Consider the following 19,077-nt stretch of genomic DNA (forward strand, 5'->3'; position numbering starts at 1 on the left):
TGGCAATTCCGACAAAACAGTCAAACCAGTCAACTTTGGTTGTAATGTGCAAACAATGGATAACCAGGATCGAGGGTCCGCCCGGACGTCACGACGGCAGTTCATCAGCGTTGCAGGGCTGGCGGCAACCGCGGTCATAACCCTCGCGACCTCCTCGACCGCCGGCGCCGCCGGCCCCACGGCACCCAATCCAGGTTCGCGGGTCGGCGATCCTGCTGAAGCCCAAGCGGTGCAACGCGTCGCAGAGACACTGCTGAACAGCGGCGTTCCCGGCCTTGCCTTCGCTATCGTCAAACCGGATGAGAAGAACCGCAAGGCGAGTGTCACCACTACGTACCACTACGGCCAGGCCGACGTCGAAAACGGCGTGAGAGTCACTCCACGAACGCAATTCGAGATCGCCTCGGAGACCAAGACCTTCACCGCTTCACTACTGGCGAAACTGATCTCTCGGGGAGAAGTCGGACTGGACGACCTGGCGAGCAAGTATTCGGATGGCAACCCGCTGCCGAAAGGCATCGGCGGCGAGGAGATCACGCTTCGCCAACTGGTCACCCACCGTTCCGGCCTGAGCGACGACCCGCCCAATCTTTCGGCGGGGTGTGCCGATCCCACACGATCGTGCACGGACGAGAAGGCGAAGTACACCAGAAATATGCTCTGGAAAGGACTCCAAGACGCCGGCGCCTTGGAGTTCGCCCCCGGTAGCCACTGGCTGTACTCGGACTTCGGGTTCGGACTGCTCGGCACACTCATGGCCGACAAAATCATTCCGGGACAAGAGAAGCCACCATTCGCGGCGGCAGTCGCCCGCGAAATCACCGACCCGCTCGGGATGATGGGTACCGTGATCGAGACCAAAGCAACCGACCTTGCCGTTCCGTACTACCTCGACGGCACACGAGCGCCTCTGTGGAACAACACGGGTGCGATCGCAGGCGGGGGTGGGCTGGTCAGCACCGCCGAGGACATGTCGATCTGGGCTGCAACAACTCTCGGCTACGGAAACAACCCGCTCAAACCAGTCCTGACCTCGATGCTCGAGCAGATCGACACGCAAGCTCCGGAGAATCCTGCATTCGGAATGGGAATGGCGTGGCAGCTCCAACCCCCGACGCCGAACTTCCCACAACGGTTCGCCAAGAAAAACGGAGACAGCTCGGGATCCAACTGCATCACCCTGCTGGTTCCCGACAGCGGCTGGTCGATCACGATTCTGGCGAACGGTGGAAATGCGGCGATGATCGACCCTGCAGCCGTGAACCTGATGCATGATCTGGTTCCGAGACGACCGATATTCGGTAGCTCGACGGGAAGTTCGTCGGGCAGCGACGTCGGCTTCCAGACCGGGTCATTCGGATAGACCCACTTACCTACGGGCGCTACATCTTCGTCGAGCGTGCCATCACGAAGCAGTAGAGCCCGTAGGTGATGATGCCCAATCCGGCAAGGATCAGCAGCGCCACTCCGTACGGCTGCGCGCCCAGCGTCTTGAACGCTCCGTCGAGTCCGGAGGACTTGCCGGGTTCGGAACTGTTGACCGCAAGAAGAACCAGAATGCCGACTGCAGCGATGGCCAAGCCCTTGGCGACGTACCCGACGGTTCCGAGTCGGCGCACGAAGTTGCTGGGTGTGCCTTTCAGATCATCGAGGAAGTTCTGGCTCGCGCCCTTGTACACGTGGTACACACCAACGGCGATGATCGCGATCCCGCCGATCACCAATGCGATAGTTCCAAGCGTGTTCTCCATCAAACGCGCCGTGATCCCCGCACTCTGACCGCTGCTGGACTTCCCGCTACCGCGGGCGAATCCGAATGCAGTGAACGCAAAACCGAAATAGACGAGCGAAATGCCCAGAGCCTTTGCGCGGTCGAAGAACTCTTTCTTCTTGTCGTCAGAGGACGGCGACGACGAGCTTCCCAACGCAGCTTCGGCCAATCTCCACAACGCCATGGCAAGGAAGGCCACGACGCCGACCCACAGAGCGAAGACACCCCCTGGCTTTCCTGCCAACTCGGCCATCGCACCCGATTGGTCCGCAGACCCGGATCCACCGAGAGCAAGGCGGATCGCGATATATCCGATCAGCAGATGAACCACACCGCTGACGACGAATCCGGCACGGGCAAAGCGCTCGAAGACATTGTTCTGTGCGACGTCAGCCGCCGTGGACGCGACGCTCTTCTGGTCGTGCGGTGACGATTCTTTATTCATCATGATCGTCGAACCATATACGGGCAGACGCTTCCCTCGAACGCCTGCATCAAGTGTTTCGAGATCAAGGGTTTCGAGGGTTCTGATCCGGCGTCGACCGCGGTTCTTCGGGGTTGGGAACCTTGGGGTCGATCGTGTCTGCATGATCTCGTTGCTGGTTCAGTTCCTCGCGAGAACTCGTCGCCTCTTTCCGATGCTGCGCTGCATGATGTTGCAGCGCAGACGCTTCCGCCGCTTTGGCGTCGGCCTCTGCCTGCACCATGCGCGCTTTGGCTGCTGTCTCTTCTGCCCGCGCCTCGCGCTCGCCTACTTGCAGTGACTTGTCTGCGACGTCTTCGCGGATCTGTTCTGCCTCGATGTGACGACGCTCGTCACGCCTGTTTCGCGCCACCCACAGGAGTGCGGCCACGATCGCTATCACCACGACCACGGCAACAATTATCCAGATAATGCTGCTGGTACTCATACTGCGAGAGGTACCCACCTGCGACTTTCTCACACGCAGGCATACAAATACGCTGAAATTACAGGTCGGTCGGATGTGTGTTGGCTCCGCATAGAACCACGCACAGTTCACCGTCGGACGGCGGCGACACCGTTCCGTTCAGAACCGGAGCCAATGCTGCCGCGGTTCCCAACTCCACCAGAATCCGGAACTCCCGCCACAGGAATGCCCGCGCTTGCCGGATCGAATCATCTTCGACCACAACACTGTCTACCGAACTCTCATGCAGTGTCTCCCAGGCGATGGCACCAATTCGTGTAGCCCCCAACGAGTCTCCGGCGATACTGTTTACTTCGATATCCACCGGACGCCCCGCATCGAGCGAGGTGCGCAAGGTGGCAGCCCCGGTCGGCTCGACGGCTACCACGTGATCTTCGGGACGAGCCGCCGCGACGATTCCAGAGACCAATCCGCCGCCGCCGACTGCAACGCAATACGTGATCGGTCCGGATGCGTCGTCTTCGATCTCGAGAGCGATGGTGCCGGCCCCACTGACGATGTCGGGCAGGTCGTAGGCATGCAGTTCGAGCGCACCGCTGGTGCGTGCGATGTCCGCCGCAGCGGCAGCAGCGAGTGCATACCGGTCGCCTACCTTGTGAACGGTTGCACCCAACTCTCCGAGAGCCTTCACCTTGGCATCAGGCGCTGTCTCCGGCACCACCACTGTGCAGGTGAGTCCTCGTCGCCGCGCTGCCCACGCGGCCCCGATTGCAGCGTTGCCGCCAGACGCGATCACCACGCCGGCATCGGGCATGGTGCCGTCGGCGACCGCTCGTTCCACTGCATTGAGACTGCCGCGCACTTTGAAGGAACCGCCGTGCTGGAGGTACTCGAGCTTGAACAGAACCGGTACCTCACCCTGTGGCGTCGGTAGCGCAGAGCGAAAGATCGGAGTACGCCGCGCCAGTCCTGCGATACGAGTCCGCGCAGCTTCGACGTCCGAGCGCTCGATTGCCACTGGACCTGCATTGTTGTCGGCGGTGAGAGTCATGTACCAACCCTACGGTTCGCGACGTCGACCCGAAGCAGTCGGCCCATCGTCATCATGATGTCTGTTTTTCACCAAGGAATGCCCGCATCTGACCGAGACAATGCACCTCGGGGTGAATAAATTTACTACTACAAGCACAACGACGACATCAAGGAAAGGCACACCCCATGTCGAAGATCGCAGTATTCGGTGGAAACGGTTTTGCAGGAAGCGCAATCGCGAAAGAAGCCGCTTCACGCGGCCACGAGGTAACCGTCGTCGCTCGCAGCGCGCAGTCCGGAACCGACACGAATGTCGTGCAGGGTTCTGTTCACGACAACACGATCGTGGAGCAGATCACAGCAGACAACGACGTCGTTGTCGTTGCCATCCCCGCTCGCGAGATCGACGGCAAGCGCCTGCTCGACGCCGTCACTCCCCTCGCAGATGCCGCCGCACGCAACGGTGCTCGCATTGCCGTAGTCGGTGGCGCCGGCAGCCTGTTGGTCTCCGAGGGTGGGCCACGCGTCGTCGACACCCCCGACTTCCCGGACGCATACAAGGGTGAGGCACTCGCTCACGCCGACGTCCTCGATGCGCTCCGCGCGACCGACAGCAATGTCGACTGGTTCTACGTGAGCCCGGCCGCTGCGTTCGGTGCCCATGCCGGCGTCGCCCCGAAGGGATCGTTCCAGTTGGGTGGCGACATTCTCCTGACGGACGCCGAGGGCAACTCCGCCATCGCGGGCGAAGACTACGCACACGCTTTTGTCGACGAGATCGAGACTCCGGCCCACCGTCGCCAGCGTTTCACCGTCGCACACTGAATATGAGCAACCTTCGTAGGCGCGCAGCCTGGATGACTGTTCCCGCTGCCGCCGCACTCCTGCTCACCGCGTGCTCCAACGACGCGGAATCCGCAACGCCCAGCAGTTCTACGACGTCCACGAGCGTTGTTGCCGAACAGGGCGATCAACTCGAATCCAACAAGACCGTCGTCACGGACTTCTACGAACTGGCGTTCAACGGCCGTCAGGTTCAGCAAGCCGCCGACCGGTACCTTGGCGACGTCTACATCCAGCACAACCCCACCGCCGCCGATGGGGCAGCCGGATTTGTCAGCGGCATAGGCGGTTACGTCGAGGCCACACCCGGATTGCATGCCGAGATCACTCGCGTTTTCGCCGAGGGCGATCTGGTTGCCCTCCAGTCCCACACCACGTCTGCACCCGGCGACCGCGGCCAGGCGGTATTCGACATCTTCCGCGTCGACAACGGCAAGATCGTCGAACACTGGGATGCCATTCAAGACGTGCCGGAAACGTCCGCGAATCCGAACACGATGTTCGACGGACCCACCTCGTCGCCGTCCAAGTCGTCAGAAGTCTTGGAGCGCAACACGGCCAACGCGTTGACGTTCCTGCAGCTCGCCTTCAACGAAGGCAAAGCCGCCGAGGCTGCCGACCAGCTGGTCGGTCCGACCTACACGCAGCACAACCCCTCGTTCGCTGACGGCAAGGACGCATTTGTCACCGCACTGGCCGGGATCGAACCCGTTACCGAAGACAAGGCCACCAAGTTTCCACGGACGGTAGCCGAGGGCGACTTCGTCTTTGTTCAGACCTTCGCTTCGTCCGGTGAGGGAACGGCCGGCAGCGGCTCGATGGACATCTTCCGATTCGACGAGAACGGCAAAATCGTCGAGCATTGGGACGCCGTCCAGGACTACCCGTCGACGACTGCAAGCGGCAACACCGTGTGGGACGACGGTCGCTGAGACGGCAACTCCGAACAGTTCAGAGAGGGATGCGGATCAGCCGACGTTGATTCGTTCTGTGTCGCCGTCGTAGTAGTCCAACAATCTCTGATCCATCACCCGGCGCCACAGCGGTGGAATCCACGCGATCACGATCATCACTGCGTAGCCGGCCGGAAGTTGCGGCGCTTCGGCCGCGCTACGCAGACTTTGGTACCGCAGCTTCGGGTTGGCGTGGTGATCGCTGTGCCGCTGCAGTTGGTAGAGAAACAGATTGCTCACGACGTGATCGCTGTTCCAACTGTCAGCGGGGCTGCAGCGAACGTACGAGCCGTCGGCACGCTTGCCACGCAGCAGGCCGTAATGCTCGAGGTAGTTCGCGGCTTCGAGGAAGGTGAATCCGGCAACTGCCTGCAGCAGGAGCCAGGGCGCGACCTCCCAACCGAAGATACCGATCAGCGTCGCGAAGAGGACAACACTCATCGCCCAAGCGTTGAGAATATTGTTCTCGAAGCTCCAGGTTCGTTTGCCTTTCCTCTGGAGTCGAGCGCTCTCGATGCGCCATGCCGAACGCAGCCCGCCGAACACGCTTCGTGGCAAGAACCTCCAGAAGCTCTCACCGAACCGTGAGCTGGCCGGGTCCTGCGGAGTAGCTACACGCACATGGTGGCCGAAATTGTGTTCCACGTAGAAGTGCCCGTAGAGAGATTGCGCAAGCGCCACTTTCGCGAGCCACTGTTCGATCTTCTCGCTCTTGTGGCCGAGCTCGTGGGCCGCGTTGATACCGACGCCGGCGACGACGCCCACCGTGAACGACATCGCGATCTTCTCCGCGATTCCCATCGGAGCGTTGATCCAGCACCAGCAGGCGAAGACCAGACCGGCGTATTGCAAGGGGAGGAACGCGTAAGTGCACCAGCGGTAGTAGCGGTCCTTCTGCAGTCGTGGGATCGCATCGTCCGGCGGACTTTCGCCGTCTTCACCGGCCAGCATGTCGATGATCGGGATGACGATGACCAGTAGCCACGCGCCGGTCGCCCAGAACAATCCGAGACGAAGGTTGTCGACGAGAAACCAGGAGATGAACGGGCTGAGTGGAATCAGCAATCCGAGCGGCCACAGGTACCTCTTGCGGTCGCGCCAGCGCGGATTTTCGCCGGACGGCGAGTCGGTGTTCTGGACAGCGTTCGATTCGGTACGCCGTGCGTCGGAAGTCGCTGTCATTCGCCGATCTCGCCTTTCGTCCCCTCGAACGATTCGCCCCACGCACCGTTCACGCTCAGCAAACCAGAACTAATGCCCGGACGGGTATGGTCCCGAAATCCAGAGCGCCCTGCTCGAAAGACGGCACGAGCGCTTGTACTCACCAGAAACTCCCCCGCACATCACTGCTCACCCCGACAGTAGATACGGACAAAATACCCCACGGATCTGCGGGGATGGCGACCACCTCCGCACGTCGCCGAGGATCGATGATCCCTGCCAAGGCAAGGTCGAACCGCGTCGCCCTCGTCGAAGTAACGGTAACCGGCAGTGACAGAAATCATAAGCAGAGGACAGGATTTCCGCTCGTAGTGGCGACCAAAAAGACTGCGCGCCCTCAACTGGTCAGTTGCGGGCACGCAGTGAAAAGGTGAGCAAGCGTCAGAGCGTTGCAAACACCTTCGTTTTCACTTCGTTCAGCCAACCGTTCGCGGTCACGAAGTCTGTGACGCTCGACTGCAATCCGAAGACGTGCCCGGCCTGCGCCGCCGGCAGCCTCGTGAAGAGGTTGTCGTCGAGGACCGCCTGAACCGCCGCACTGGTCGACCCGTCCGCGTTCAGCGGATACAGCACGACCGTCACGCCGTTCAGGATGTCGGCCAACTGCTCCATCGGATAGGACGCGTATCCGGCATCGGTGTAATTGGTCGGAACACCGGGCCCGTACGCCAATCCGAGTTCGTTGACCACCAAATTGCCGATCGCACCGGTGGGCTGCTGAACCGAGAATGCGCCGGGCGCGTCTCCGAGTGAAATGTGAATCCACTTGTTGGTCGCGATCACGTCGGCGTACTCGCCACGGACACGTTCGAGATTCTCTTCGTAAGCAGTCCGCGTCGACTCGAGCACGTCGGTCTTGCCAATTGCCTCAGCAAGCTCGGTGGTGATCTTCTTCCAGTCGCCTCGGCTCTCTCCCTTGACGATGACGGTGGGTGCAATGCCGGACAGACGGTCGAACGCCGCTTGGTCCACCTCGTCGGCGTCGCCGACAATGATGTCGGGATCCGCCGCAGCGATCGCTTCGAAGTTCATTTCCCCGAAAGGCCCGATGGTCGGGAGCCCGTCGACGAAGGCCTGCTGCTCCGGCGTGAATTCACTGATCCACTTGCCGTAGTCCTGCACAGCAGCCGGTTTCACTCCGAGAGACATGAGCTGCCAAGGAGTGTCGTACGACGCGGCGACGACGCGCTCAGGTGAAACCGGCACCTCGATGTCCCCGTACGCCGACGCGACGGTCCGGACGTCCGTCTGCTCGGAGTCGGCCGACGACGAGGAACAGCCGGTCACCACCATCGCACCTACGACGGCAACCGCCGCCGCTGCGATGACTCTGGAACCGAAAGAAAATGATCGAATTGCGCGCACGCAGAACTCCTACAGGGTGATTGTTTAGCCAACCCTAAGTTCATTCTGCGGCACGGCACAAGTCCGATCGAGGCACTTAGAGTCGCTGTTCGGACTAGTCCTGTAGCCAATCGGTCATTGGCGCGCGCGGATGATCGATCAGGCTTGCAAACTCCCCCGGCGTCACGCCCATCGTTCGACGAAAAGCCGCACCGAACGCGCTTTCGGAACGAAAACCCGTCTTCCGCGCCACAAACGAGATGCTTCGACCGAGTGCCAGAAGTTGCATCGCATGATGAGCCCGCAGTCGCATACGCCATTCCGAGAAGGTCAATCCGGTTTCGGCCGGAAACCGTCGTGTGAGAGTCCTCGTACTGACCTTCGCGTCGGTGGCCCACTCCTCGACCGATCGGGTGTCGGCCGGGCTGGCAACCAACTGATCTGCGATCTGCCGAAGCCACGGCGTCGTCGGCAGCGGCACATCGAAAATCAGTCGCGGAACGGGTTCGACGAGGTCGATGGCAAACGCCTCGGCTCGCCGACGCGCCGCGTCCGTCAAGTCGTCTCGGGTGAGGTGATCGAGTACTTGTTCGAGCAGCGGAGGGGTGGACAAGGCCACCACACGATCCAACCCGGTCACATCGGATGCCACCAACCACGTACACGACAATTCTGTGCCGCTACGCGCCGTCACCTCGTGGGGAACATAGGACGGGATCCACAGACTGACCCCGCTCGGCACCGTGTACACAGTCTCCGGAGTACGGACCTCGAGAACACCGTCGATCGCCCACAGCAATTCGTGATCGCTGTGGCGGTGCATCTCCCACGTGTAGTCGGAGTCGACTGACAGCCGATTGGTCGCCAAACGCAGATACCCGTCGGCACTGACGCGCAGCGGTCGCATTACGCGATGCCACTCGGACAGTTCGTCGAGCGGACTGCTGAGCGGGTAGTCGATCTGCTCGCTCACCGCAGCGTCGACAGTTCGGGATGTCCGAACAGGCCAGGCAACCCACCGGTGTGCAGGAAGACCGTTTTTGATCCCGCCGTGATGGCTTTGTCCTTCACGAGTTGGATCAATCCCGCAAAGGCTCGGCCGGTGTACGTCGGGTCGAGGAAGATGCCCTCAGTACGAGCCAAACATCGGATCGCGCCGGCTGATGCTTCCGTGAGCGTCGAATATCCTTGTCCAACTTGGTTTCGCAGGATCTGAAGATCTGCGGCTCGCACGGTCGGACCAGGCATCTCGTCCAACAACCCAGCGACAGTCGACACCGGGTCGGCAACAGCCCCGACGTCGACGCCCACAACTCTGTCGACGCCCAGATGCGCGACAAGGCCTGCCATCGTTCCACCCGATCCGAGTGCAACCACGACGCGATCGACGCCGGAGAGTTGCTGCTCGATCTCGCGTGCGCAGTCGACGTAACCCTGCGCGGCCACCGCGCTGGTACCACCGAAGGGAATGACAAAAGGAACTCCGCACGAGTCAGCAACGGCCTGCGCCGCGGCGCCGACCGCGGATGCCGTGTCCCCACCGGCCCAGACGATCTCAGCGCCCGCGAGTGCATCCAGAACGAGATTTCCCTGCGCGGATTCCGGCTCGGCACCACCGAGCACCAGCACACAACGCAATCCCAAACGGGCTGCTGCGGATGCAGTCAATCGAGCGTGATTGCTTTGCGGTGCACCGGTAGTGATCAGAGTCGTCGCGCCGACGGCCAAAGCCTGAGCGCAGGTGTACTGCAGCTTTCGGATCTTGTTGCCGCCACCGCCCAGGCCGGTGACGTCGTCACGTTTGATCCACAGGTCTTCCGGCCCCAATCCGAGTGCCTGCGCGCAACGCGCCAGAGGTTCGACGGGCGTCGGCCAACCGCCCAAGATGATCGGCTGTACGGCGGAACTCAACATTTGACAAGTCTAGTTCGACGGTCCGTCTACAGTCTGGGCTCGCCTACAGTCTGGATATGGGAACTTTCACGACGACCACACACGACGTGCCGCTGACCGTCAGCCGACCGGATTCGCCAGGAGAACCGAAGCATGCGGTGGTGGTTCTCCAAGAAGCGTGGGGCGTGAACAAGCACATCGAGAGCATCCTCGAGCGTCTCGCCGATGCCGGCTACCTTGCCGTCGCCCCGCATCTCTACCACCGCGGCGCACAGACCTCCTTCACCGACTTCCCGTCCGCGAAGGATGCGCTCATGGCACTCGACAGCACAAGCATCGGCCACGACGTACGTGCCGCCGTCGACTACAGCCGATCCGAGGGAGCAGAGAAAGTCGGCTCCCTCGGATTCTGCATGGGCGGCAGCGCATCCCTGTGGTGTGCCGCCGTACCCCTCGTCGATTCCGCTGTCACGTACTACGGTGGCGGCGTTGCAGAAGCCCGATGGGATGGGATTGCCGCAGGCACCGAACTCGCTGCGCAACTGCAGGTCCCATGGCTCGGCCACTACGGCGACCTCGATCCGAGCATCCCACCCGAGAGCGTCGAGCAATTGCGCGCAACCGCCTCCGATCTCGCTCGGGTGTACCGTTATGCCGACGCCGGCCACGCGTTCAACAACGACACTTCGGCCAGCCACTACGCCCCGGACTCTGCTGCCATCGCGTGGACCCGCACTATGGAGTTCTTCAACGAAACCCTTTGATTGCCAGCGTGAGTCAGGGCACCCGCTTGACCACCGTGCCGGTAATCTCGTCCTGAACCTGCTCAGCCGTCACCGCTCGACTCTGTGCCCGACGTGAGCGGGTGAAGTAGTAGATGCCGATCACGGCGAGGACAAACGGTACCCCGAACACCAAGGTCATCTTGAAATCCTCGACCCACAACGTCGTGACGAGGATCGCGACCATGAGGACACCTCCCAGTATCGTCCCCACCGGGAAGAACGGAATCGTGAAGGAGAGTGTCCGTCCTTCGCTCGCCATCCGCTTGCGAAAGAACCAGTGCGTCACGAAGATCAGCAGCCACGTCGCCATTGCCCCGAACATCGACAGCGAGATCATCAAGGTGAATGCCTGCTCGGGAAAGAGAACGTAGACGATTGTTGCGACGGCGATACCCGACGTCGACAGCAGCAAGGCATTGACCGGTGAGCCGTTGGCCCTGACCTTGCCGAGAATGGCCGGCGCGTCACCAGCACGTGAGAGCGAGAACATCATTCGCGAAGACACGTACAACTGACTGTTCATCGCGGACAGTGCGGCAATGATCACCACGAAGTTCAGCACGCTGTCTGCGCCCGGAATCTTCACGACCTGCATCACCGTGACGAAAGGGCTTCCGCCGCTCAATATCTTGTCCATCGGAGCGATTGCCAGAATCAAGGCAAGCGTTGCGATGTAGAAGACGAACAGTCGGACGATCGTCACACGGAATGCCTTCTTCACCGCCACTGCCGGGTTTTCCGCCTCACCGGCCGCAATGGCGATCATCTCGATGCTCAAGTAGCTGAAGATCGATACGATCACGGCAAACCACATGCCGGACAAACCATTCGGGAAGAATCCGCCACCGGCCGTGTAATTGTGGAATCCGTAGTCCGGGTTTCCGCTACCGAACACGACGTACGCTGCCATCACGATGAACGCCACGATCGCGAAGACCTTGATCGTCGAGAACCAGTACTCCATCGTTCCGAAGGCCTTGACGTTGAACATGTTCACGCCGATCAGCACTCCGGAGAACAACACGATCCACAGCCACGACGGTACGTCGGCGAACCAGAACTGCATGTATTCACCGATCGCGGTGACCTCGGTCCCGACCGCGAGGACGATGCATGACCAGTAGAGATAGCGAACGAGGAAGCCGATCAACGGTCCGACGTAGAATTCTGCGTACGCACCGAACGAACCTGATGTCGCATGTGCAACAGTCATTTCGGCGAGGGCACCCATCAGCAGGAGGGCGATCAACCCGCCGATCGCGTAACTGATGATGACGCTCGGGCCGGCAAATCCGATGGCGAACTTACTGCCGAGGAAGAGTCCGGTGCCGATTGCACCGCCGAGCGCGATCATGCTCATCTGCTTGGAGCCGAGTTCGCGTTTGAGACCTGATTCTCGCTGCTGAATGTTTTTGAAATCACTCATGAAAGCTCCTTGCGAAAGGCGGTACCTCCCGGTCCGCGGAAACTTGGAAGAATCAGGTGACTGCGTCGCGCTCGCGGAATTCGGGGCGATCCCAGGACTTGTTCTCGAGGATGTCTCGCAACACGTCGACGGCGTTCCACACGTCGGCGTATCCGAGATAGAGCGGAGTGATACCGAACCTCAGCACTCCGGGTTCGCGGTAGTCGCCGATGACGCCCCGCGCGATGAGAGCCTTCATGATCGAATAGCCCTCGGGATGAACAAAACTCACGTGCGATCCACGACGCTCGTGTTCGCGCGGCGTGATCAACTGCAAACCGTAATCAGCGCAACGCTCCTCGACGAGGTCTATGAAGAGATCGGCCAGCGCGAGCGACTTGCTGCGGATGTCGGCCATGTCAGCTTTGAGCATGATGTCGAGACCACATTCGACGAGTGACAACGACGTGATGGGTTGAGTACCACTCAGAAACCGTCGTATTCCTGCGCCCGGTTCGTAGGCCGACTCCATCGCGAACGGTCGCGCGTGCCCCCACCACCCGGACAGCGGCTGGATTCCGGTGTTCTGATGGCGACGGTTGACCCAGATGAATGCAGGTGAACCCGGACCGCCATTGAGGTACTTGTACGTACACCCCACCGCGAAGTCGGCGTCGGCACCGCTCAGATCGACAGTGACGGCGCCGGCCGAGTGTGCGAGATCCCAGATCATGAGGGCGCCACGTTCCTGCACTGCTGCAGTGACTTCCGTCATCGCATACAGGTTTCCGGTGCGGTAGTTGACGTGCGACAACATCACTACGGCGGTGTCCGGTCCTACTGCTTCGGTGAGGTCGCCCGGTTGGTCGATCAGGCGTAGTTCGTATCCCTGATCGAGCAGCGAGATGATGCCCTCCGCAATGTAGAGGTCAGTGGGGAAATTGTCGCGCTCGGAGACGATCACCTTCCGGCTGGGATCCTGAGCAGCCGCGATGGACAGCGCAGAGGCCAATGCCTTGAACAGGTTGATCGACGTCGAATCCGTCACTACCACTTCGCCTTCACCTGCTCCCAGCAACGGGGCAAGTTTGTCACCGAGGCGGACCGGGAGGTCGAACCATCCAGCCTCGTTCCAACTGCGAACCAAGCCGTTGCCCCACTCGTCGCCGATCACTCTCGCGGCGCATTCCTGCGCGGCAATGGGACGCGCGCCGAGCGAGTTTCCGTCGAAGTAGAGAACGCCCTCCGGAATCGCGAACTCGCGGCGGAACTCCCTCAGGGGATCCACTGCGTCGGCCTTGACGCAGTCTTCCAACGAAAGTGTGGTTGTCGATGTCATGACGATTCTTCTCCTGCATGTGTCGGCGTTGAGGGTGATGAAGGCAGAGTCCGGAGCACGGCCCGTACCGGGCTGGCATCGAGGTCGAGGAACTTCAGCGGCAGTGCGATCAACTCGTAGTAGCCTTCGTCGACGTCGTCGAGGCAAAGTCCTTCGAGGATCGCGACGCTACGATCGCTTGCCGCGTGGTGCCCGTCCATGGTCTTGCTGTCCATCGGATCGAACGAGGCGCCGTCGATTCCGATCAGAACTCCACCGCGGTCGGCGAACCAGTGGGTCAGCTCCGGAGATACACCGGCGAAGTCGTTGTCCCACTCGCGCGGGTACTTCGGGTAGGTCCTCAGAATCAGCCGCTGCGGCAGATGGCCGCCGAGTCGCTCCACCGTCTCTTCGACGGGCCTGATGCAGGCGGCACCGTCGACCCCCGTCATGTCGACCACCAGTGCTTCGCCGAGATAGGGCTCGAGGGGAACGGAACCAATGGTCGCGCCGTCGATGCGAGTGTGCGCCGGCGCATCGGCGTGAGCACCGATATGCGGAGTGGTGGTGATTCGGTTGATGGTGACGGCGTCACTGCCGCCGAGGTCGGACGTGACAGCGCGGGTGAAGGCGGTATCGCCTGGCCACACGGGCGTCGATTCGGAGATCGGCGGGCTGATGTCGATCAACCGTGCCCTCCAGTCGCCCGTGTGTCCGTCGCCCGCGTGTCGGCCGATCCTCGGAAGCATCCAGACCCCTTCGTCGCAACAGTCGACTGTGTAGATCTCGACCGTTTGATAATTCGATGTGTTTGGCAAAAGCTAGGATCATCGACGGGCGCGGTCAATAGTTGCTGAATATTTTCGCGACGGCAGGGAGAAATCGGATGATAAATGCGATCGAACGGGCAGCTGCCGCAGCTCGGCCGAATCATGTTCGGCTCGACGACGTCGATACGGCGATTCTCCGCGAACTCGTCCGGGATGCACGCATCCCCAACAACGCACTCGCCGAGAAGGTCGGGATAGCGCCGTCGACCGCTCTGGCGCGGATGCGCGCGCTACGCGAATCGGGCGTCATCAAGGGGTTTCACGCAGACATAGACCTCGAGCTACTCGGCCTCGAGATCTCGGCGATGGTGTCGATTCTGATTCACTCCCACGCCAGAAGTCGGATGACGGAAATTGCCGAGCACCTGAGCGGATTGGATTCCGTTCAGCGAGTGTTCCTGATGAGTGGGGACCGTGATCTCCTGGTGCACGTGTCGTGTGAATCCCCCACTCGGCTTCGCGATTTCGTCAGCGCGCACCTCAACGATCCGGCCATCGCCAATACCCAGACCAACCTGATCTTCAGCGAACTGAGTCAAGTCGGCTGAACTGCAGCTGTCGCCAAGGCGTCTTCGGGTGCTTCCGAGATCGACACCTCGATTCGAACTTCCCCCACTAGAGTCGAACGGCATGTTGCCACTCGGGTTGTCCATGCTCTGGGAGTCGGTGGAGTCGGAAGCCGCTCTGAAGCAGCGATTCGGATTCAACAGCTTCCGCGCAGCCACCCATTGGGTCTCGGCGGTACTCGAGCAGACTTGGGGATTGACGGCCCTCGAATGCTCGCGAATGGCGATCAGTGACCAGAACGCGATCGTGTGGGTTGCGAGCGACCGCGGTGGGCTGGTGGTGAAGTGGTCGCGCGCCACAGAGCGCTTCGCGAACCTGGAGGCGTCGACGCGCCTACTGAGCGCACTCGCCGCGCAGGGCGTGCCCGTTCCGTCACCAATCACGTCCCTGAACGGATTGGACCGGGAAACACTGTTGGACCGGGAAATACTGGAAGGGCCTTCGTGCGCAGTGTCATTCACCGTACTGCCGGAGTTGGCGGGAGATTGGTTGGACGTGCAAGACCGCGCGGCGGTCCGTTCGGCAGGAGCATGTCTGGCAGAAATACACCGAACGCTCGGCGCCACCCATGTCGACGGATCGGTTTTCTCGTCGCGCAGCACCGGGTTGAAGGAGCGCATCGGTGGTTGGCTCGAGAATTTCCACCGCGGGTTCGCGCCTGAGGCAACGCGTAGGCTCGTGGGCCTCCTGGCGCGTGCGTCCGAGCTCGATGACCAAACTCAACTGGTACACAACGACTTCCGTGCAGCCAACATCTTGACTCGAAACTCTCGGACCACCGGAGTACTCGACTTCGACGACGTGGTGATCGACCACCGGGTGAGCGACCTGGCCAAGGCAAGCGTCTATCTGGGCACCCTGTTCACCGATTGGCGACCGACACCGATCGCGGTACGGCAGAGCCTGCGCGCCGGCTACGAATCCGTCCGTCCCCTCAGCCGATCCGAGACAGAATGGTTCGAGATCCTCGAACTGTGGCACGGCCTGATGGCAATCCCGGGTGAGAACGACACCGCCGGTTGGGCATCAGCGTTGTGACAAAAGTGGGGACGCCGGTACCGGCGTCCCCACTTCGCTTCTGATCACATCAGGATCCGGCGCGGATCCATTCTTCGAGATGCGGCGCCTCGGTACCGATCGTCGTGCCGTCGCCGTGACCGGTGTGAACCTTGGTCTCGGCGGGGAGCGCGAACAGCTTGTCGCGAATGGACCCGATGATGGTCGGGAAGTCGGAGTACGACCGCCCCGTTGCGCCGGGTCCACCGGAGAACAAGGTGTCGCCGCTGAACAGTTCCCCCGCCTCGGGCAGGTAGAGGCAGGTCGACCCCGGGGAATGGCCCGGTGTGTGGATGGCCAGAATGTCCGTACCCGCCACAGCAATACGCTGATCATCTTCCAAGCTCAGATGCTTCACCCCGGGGTGAGTCATCTCCCAGAGGACATCGTCGGCCGGGTTCAGGTAGATCGGAGCGTCGAGTTTCTCGGCCAGCTCCGGCGCAACGGTGACGTGGTCGTTGTGGCCGTGGGTGCAGACGATTCCGATCACCTTGCGTCCACCGACAGCGTCGATGATCGGCTGCGCGGTGTGAGCTGCGTCGACGATCACCACTTCGTTGTCGTCACCGATCAGCCAGATGTTGTTGTCGACGTCCCATGTTCCGCCGTCGAGGCTGAACGTGCCCGAGGTGACGACGCGATCGACACGCAATGTCACAGGACCACCACCGAACGAAGGACCTCGCCGCGGTGCATCGTCTCGAAGGCCTTCTCGACCTCGTCGAGCTTGATGCGCTCGCTGACGAACTTCTCGAGCGGCAGACGCCCCTGCTGGTACAGGTCGACCAGAACGGGGAAGTCACGCTCGGGCAGGCAGTCGCCGTACCACGACGACTTGAGGGCTCCGCCGCGCGAGAAGAAGTCCACCAGCGGCATTTCCAGCTTCATGTCCGGCGTCGGAACTCCCACCAGCACTACGGTTCCCGCGAGGTCGCGGGCGTAGAACGCCTGCTTCCAGGTCTCGGGACGGCCGACTGCGTCGACAACTACGTCGGCGCCGAAACCTCCGGTCAGCTCCTGGACTGCTTCGACGACGTCGTCGACCTCGGTCGCATTGATCGTGTGCGTGGCACCAAGTTCCGTGGCCCACTCCAGCTTTCGTGGATCCCGGTCGATGGCGATGATGGTATTGGCACCGGCCAGGCGTGAACCCATGATCGCTGCGTCGCCGACGCCGCCACACCCGATCACAGCCACCGAATCACCGCGTCCGACGTTGCCGGTGTTCATCGCGGCACCCATGCCGGCCATGACGCCGCAACCGAGCAGTCCGACGACAGCCGGATCGGCCGAGGCGTCGACCTTGGTGCACTGGCCTTCGTGAACGAGCGTCTTGTCTGCGAATGCGCCGATGCCGAGTGCCGGCGTCAGTTCGGTGCCGTCTTCGAGCGTCATCTTCTGCTCGGCGTTGAAGGTGTCGAAGCAGTACTGCGGGCGGCCACGCTTACACGCACGACACTGCCCGCATACGGCACGCCAGTTGAGCACGACGAAGTCGCCCACCTCGACGTGAGTGACACCGGGGCCGACGCTCTCGACGATGCCCGACGCCTCGTGCCCGAGCAGGAACGGGTACTCGTCGTTGATTCCGCCGTCGCGGTAGGTCAGGTCGGTGTGGCACACACCGCACGCTGCAATGGCGACCACTACCTCATTGGCGCCGGGATCGGGGATCGTGATGGGGACGATTTCGACGGGGGCACCCTTGGATCGGGCGATGACGCCGCGTACCTGCTGTGGCATGGCTTTGCTCCTGGCTTCGTGCGATTGAGGACGTGTCGTCACATGGCGCCGTGTTTTCACATTGCGATATGTGCACTCGTTGAGAGGTTAGCCCGAAGTAGGTGCCCGCAACCCTGGTCGAACTGACTGACCGACCTGGCCGAAAGGACTAGGGTGCAGGCTTCACGCCGGCCTCGGCGCCCGCGGCGGCCGCCGCACCCCGACTCTCGACGCCCAATTTCCGCAGGACCCCGGCAACATGAAACTTGACTGTGCTCTCACTGACGCCGAGTCGCTCCGAGATTGCCTTGTTGCGCCGTCCGGCCACCAGATGCTCGAGTACCTCGAACTCCCGCGGAGCCAGTTCCGTCAGGACGTCGCGGTTCGGTAGGGCGACGGGCGCGTCGAGCGGGATGGTTGCGCTGATCCGGTTCCCCCACCCGGGCGTCGACTCGGATTCGACGGTTCCACCCAAAGTCTCTACCCTCGAACGTAATTGGCGTTCCACGTCGATCACGTCGGCTTCACCACCACCGTCGTCGCGGATGTCGATCGAGAGCGAAGCCGCGTCGAGGGTCCAGGCCACCCGGATTCGCGAGAGCGTCTGCTGATCCGACAAGGCCAAGACCGCGCCGCGGACGACCGCGCGGGCGCCGTGCGCCACTTCACCGGGTAACCCACGCCCGTCGACGGGTGGCTCCACTAACTCCAACGCGATTTCCCGATGCTTGAGCAGCGAACGCAATTCCCCACGCATCCGCGCAAAAGCGGTGGTGGTCGACTCCTCGGCCAACTCGCGGTGCACGTCGACGGCCGAACGCAGGCCGATCAGGGCCGAAGCCGCAGTCTCCCTGGCCGAGGTTCGAGCACGCGTGTCGTCGAGATCCGCCGAGCGCAGCGTCGCCAGCATCGTCTCGAGGGTGGCCGCATGCACCTCCGTCATCTCTGCCACGGTGCGTGCACGCTCGGACGACGCTGCCCGCGACTCGGCGAGATATGCCGGACTCGCGTTCCGCACCTGGAGCTGAATTCCGGTTGCAGTCACCGCGAAAAGTGCCTGGATCAATTCGAGGGATGCCGCCTTCACCGGTCCGGGGTGCGGCGTCAGCACGAGGAGGGTGTCTGTTCGATCGAGCATCGCGAGCACTTCACGGTCTCGGCCGGCGATAGCGCACTTTCCCCGAAATATCTGTCCGACAGTGAGATCCGTACGGATACGGTCGAGTTCGGCGATGGTCACACGATCGACGACAGCTGGATCCCCGGCAACCTTGCGCGGCCTACCGGTGCACTCACGGGTGAAGATCACCAGAGAGGTGTGCGGCGCCATGTCCGCGATCAGCGTCGAAAATCGTCGGCCGATTTCGGGAAGTGGTCCCACCAACACGTCTCGAAGGGCGGTGATCAGTAGCGCATTGTCGGTGGTGCTCACTGTTCAACGATAACC

General features: G+C 61.8%; 19 protein-coding genes. 6 read left to right on the forward strand and 13 right to left on the reverse strand.

Features of this window, described 5'->3' with window-relative positions:
- Positions 1-55: 55 nt before the first annotated feature.
- Entirely contained in the window at positions 56-1,363 is a 1,308-nt protein-coding gene (locus tag P0M12_RS09230; RefSeq protein WP_007730888.1) for a serine hydrolase domain-containing protein, read from the forward strand.
- A 19-nt stretch (positions 1,364-1,382) separates the two neighbouring features.
- Here the strand turns inward: P0M12_RS09230 and P0M12_RS09235 are convergent, their stop codons facing one another.
- The 3 genes from P0M12_RS09235 to P0M12_RS09245 all read right to left on the reverse strand — a co-directional run bounded on the left by P0M12_RS09235 (position 1,383) and on the right by P0M12_RS09245 (position 3,712).
- On the reverse strand, positions 1,383-2,219 hold the full coding sequence (locus P0M12_RS09235) for a DUF1206 domain-containing protein (protein WP_277377617.1): 837 nt from the start codon (positions 2,217-2,219) through the stop codon (positions 1,383-1,385).
- Positions 2,220-2,280: 61 nt separating this feature from the next.
- Positions 2,281-2,682 (reverse strand): hypothetical protein, encoded by a 402-nt coding sequence (locus tag P0M12_RS09240; RefSeq protein WP_020971062.1) that lies wholly within the window; start codon positions 2,680-2,682, stop codon positions 2,281-2,283.
- A 58-nt stretch (positions 2,683-2,740) separates the two neighbouring features.
- Positions 2,741-3,712 (reverse strand): serine/threonine dehydratase, encoded by a 972-nt coding sequence (locus P0M12_RS09245; protein ID WP_161120581.1) that lies wholly within the window; start codon positions 3,710-3,712, stop codon positions 2,741-2,743.
- A 167-nt stretch (positions 3,713-3,879) separates the two neighbouring features.
- Between P0M12_RS09245 and P0M12_RS09250 the strand changes: the two genes are divergently transcribed.
- Together P0M12_RS09250 and P0M12_RS09255 are read left to right on the forward strand one after the other, a co-directional pair.
- The gene (locus P0M12_RS09250; protein ID WP_030536013.1) at positions 3,880-4,518 is read left to right on the forward strand and encodes an NAD(P)H-binding protein; all 639 of its coding nucleotides are present in this window, start codon (positions 3,880-3,882) and stop codon (positions 4,516-4,518) included.
- A 32-nt stretch (positions 4,519-4,550) separates the two neighbouring features.
- A complete protein-coding gene (locus P0M12_RS09255; RefSeq protein ID WP_225320166.1) occupies positions 4,551-5,468 on the forward strand; it encodes a nuclear transport factor 2 family protein in 918 nt (305 codons plus the stop codon).
- 36 nt (positions 5,469-5,504) lie between these two features.
- Here P0M12_RS09255 and P0M12_RS09260 read toward each other — a convergent pair whose 3' ends face one another.
- The 4 genes from P0M12_RS09260 to P0M12_RS09275 all read right to left on the reverse strand — a co-directional run bounded on the left by P0M12_RS09260 (position 5,505) and on the right by P0M12_RS09275 (position 9,968).
- Positions 5,505-6,671: an alkane 1-monooxygenase gene (locus P0M12_RS09260; RefSeq protein ID WP_030536015.1), complete on the reverse strand. Its 1,167-nt coding sequence runs from the start codon at positions 6,669-6,671 to the stop codon at positions 5,505-5,507.
- Positions 6,672-7,091: 420 nt separating this feature from the next.
- The gene (locus tag P0M12_RS09265) at positions 7,092-8,075 is read right to left on the reverse strand and encodes an ABC transporter substrate-binding protein (RefSeq protein WP_030536016.1); all 984 of its coding nucleotides are present in this window, start codon (positions 8,073-8,075) and stop codon (positions 7,092-7,094) included.
- Positions 8,076-8,169: 94 nt separating this feature from the next.
- Positions 8,170-9,027 (reverse strand): AraC family transcriptional regulator, encoded by an 858-nt coding sequence (locus P0M12_RS09270; protein ID WP_161120578.1) that lies wholly within the window; start codon positions 9,025-9,027, stop codon positions 8,170-8,172.
- Positions 9,024-9,968, reverse strand: a complete 945-nt coding sequence (locus P0M12_RS09275) for a D-cysteine desulfhydrase family protein (RefSeq protein ID WP_161120577.1) — start codon at positions 9,966-9,968, stop codon at positions 9,024-9,026. Before P0M12_RS09275 ends, P0M12_RS09270 begins: the two co-directional genes overlap by 4 nt.
- Positions 9,969-10,024: 56 nt before the next feature.
- On the opposite strand from P0M12_RS09275, the gene P0M12_RS09280 reads away from it, so the two are divergent.
- A complete protein-coding gene (locus tag P0M12_RS09280; protein ID WP_277377618.1) occupies positions 10,025-10,711 on the forward strand; it encodes a dienelactone hydrolase family protein in 687 nt (228 codons plus the stop codon).
- A 13-nt stretch (positions 10,712-10,724) separates the two neighbouring features.
- On the opposite strand, the gene P0M12_RS09285 is transcribed toward P0M12_RS09280, so the two are convergent.
- From P0M12_RS09285 to kynB, 3 genes are read right to left on the reverse strand one after another with little or no spacing between them, the layout of a single operon-like run.
- The gene (locus P0M12_RS09285) at positions 10,725-12,158 is read right to left on the reverse strand and encodes an amino acid permease (RefSeq protein ID WP_221742282.1); all 1,434 of its coding nucleotides are present in this window, start codon (positions 12,156-12,158) and stop codon (positions 10,725-10,727) included.
- Between the two features lie 52 nt (positions 12,159-12,210).
- Positions 12,211-13,476, reverse strand: a complete 1,266-nt coding sequence (gene kynU / locus P0M12_RS09290) for a kynureninase (protein WP_208690163.1) — start codon at positions 13,474-13,476, stop codon at positions 12,211-12,213.
- On the reverse strand, positions 13,473-14,204 hold the full coding sequence (gene kynB / locus P0M12_RS09295; protein WP_051649548.1) for an arylformamidase: 732 nt from the start codon (positions 14,202-14,204) through the stop codon (positions 13,473-13,475). Before kynB ends, kynU begins: the two co-directional genes overlap by 4 nt.
- A 137-nt stretch (positions 14,205-14,341) precedes the next feature.
- Between kynB and P0M12_RS09300 the strand changes: the two genes are divergently transcribed.
- Positions 14,342-14,833, forward strand: coding sequence for an Lrp/AsnC family transcriptional regulator (locus P0M12_RS09300; RefSeq protein WP_277377619.1), 492 nt, complete (start codon positions 14,342-14,344; stop codon positions 14,831-14,833).
- An 82-nt stretch (positions 14,834-14,915) separates the two neighbouring features.
- Complete coding sequence (locus P0M12_RS09305; RefSeq protein ID WP_277377620.1) at positions 14,916-15,890, forward strand: phosphotransferase; 975 nt, start codon at positions 14,916-14,918, stop codon at positions 15,888-15,890.
- A gap of 49 nt (positions 15,891-15,939) precedes the next feature.
- Here the strand turns inward: P0M12_RS09305 and P0M12_RS09310 are convergent, their stop codons facing one another.
- The 3 genes from P0M12_RS09310 to P0M12_RS09320 form a co-directional block, all read right to left on the reverse strand.
- Positions 15,940-16,566: an MBL fold metallo-hydrolase gene (locus P0M12_RS09310; RefSeq protein WP_007730862.1), complete on the reverse strand. Its 627-nt coding sequence runs from the start codon at positions 16,564-16,566 to the stop codon at positions 15,940-15,942.
- Positions 16,563-17,651 (reverse strand): S-(hydroxymethyl)mycothiol dehydrogenase, encoded by a 1,089-nt coding sequence (locus P0M12_RS09315; protein WP_007730860.1) that lies wholly within the window; start codon positions 17,649-17,651, stop codon positions 16,563-16,565. Before P0M12_RS09315 ends, P0M12_RS09310 begins: the two co-directional genes overlap by 4 nt.
- A 148-nt stretch (positions 17,652-17,799) precedes the next feature.
- Positions 17,800-19,062: a LuxR C-terminal-related transcriptional regulator gene (locus tag P0M12_RS09320; RefSeq protein ID WP_003943037.1), complete on the reverse strand. Its 1,263-nt coding sequence runs from the start codon at positions 19,060-19,062 to the stop codon at positions 17,800-17,802.
- Positions 19,063-19,077: the final 15 nt, after the last annotated feature.

Source organism: Rhodococcus sp. RCBS9, assembly GCF_029457415.1.
Taxonomy (GTDB): domain Bacteria; phylum Actinomycetota; class Actinomycetes; order Mycobacteriales; family Mycobacteriaceae; genus Rhodococcus_F; species Rhodococcus_F qingshengii.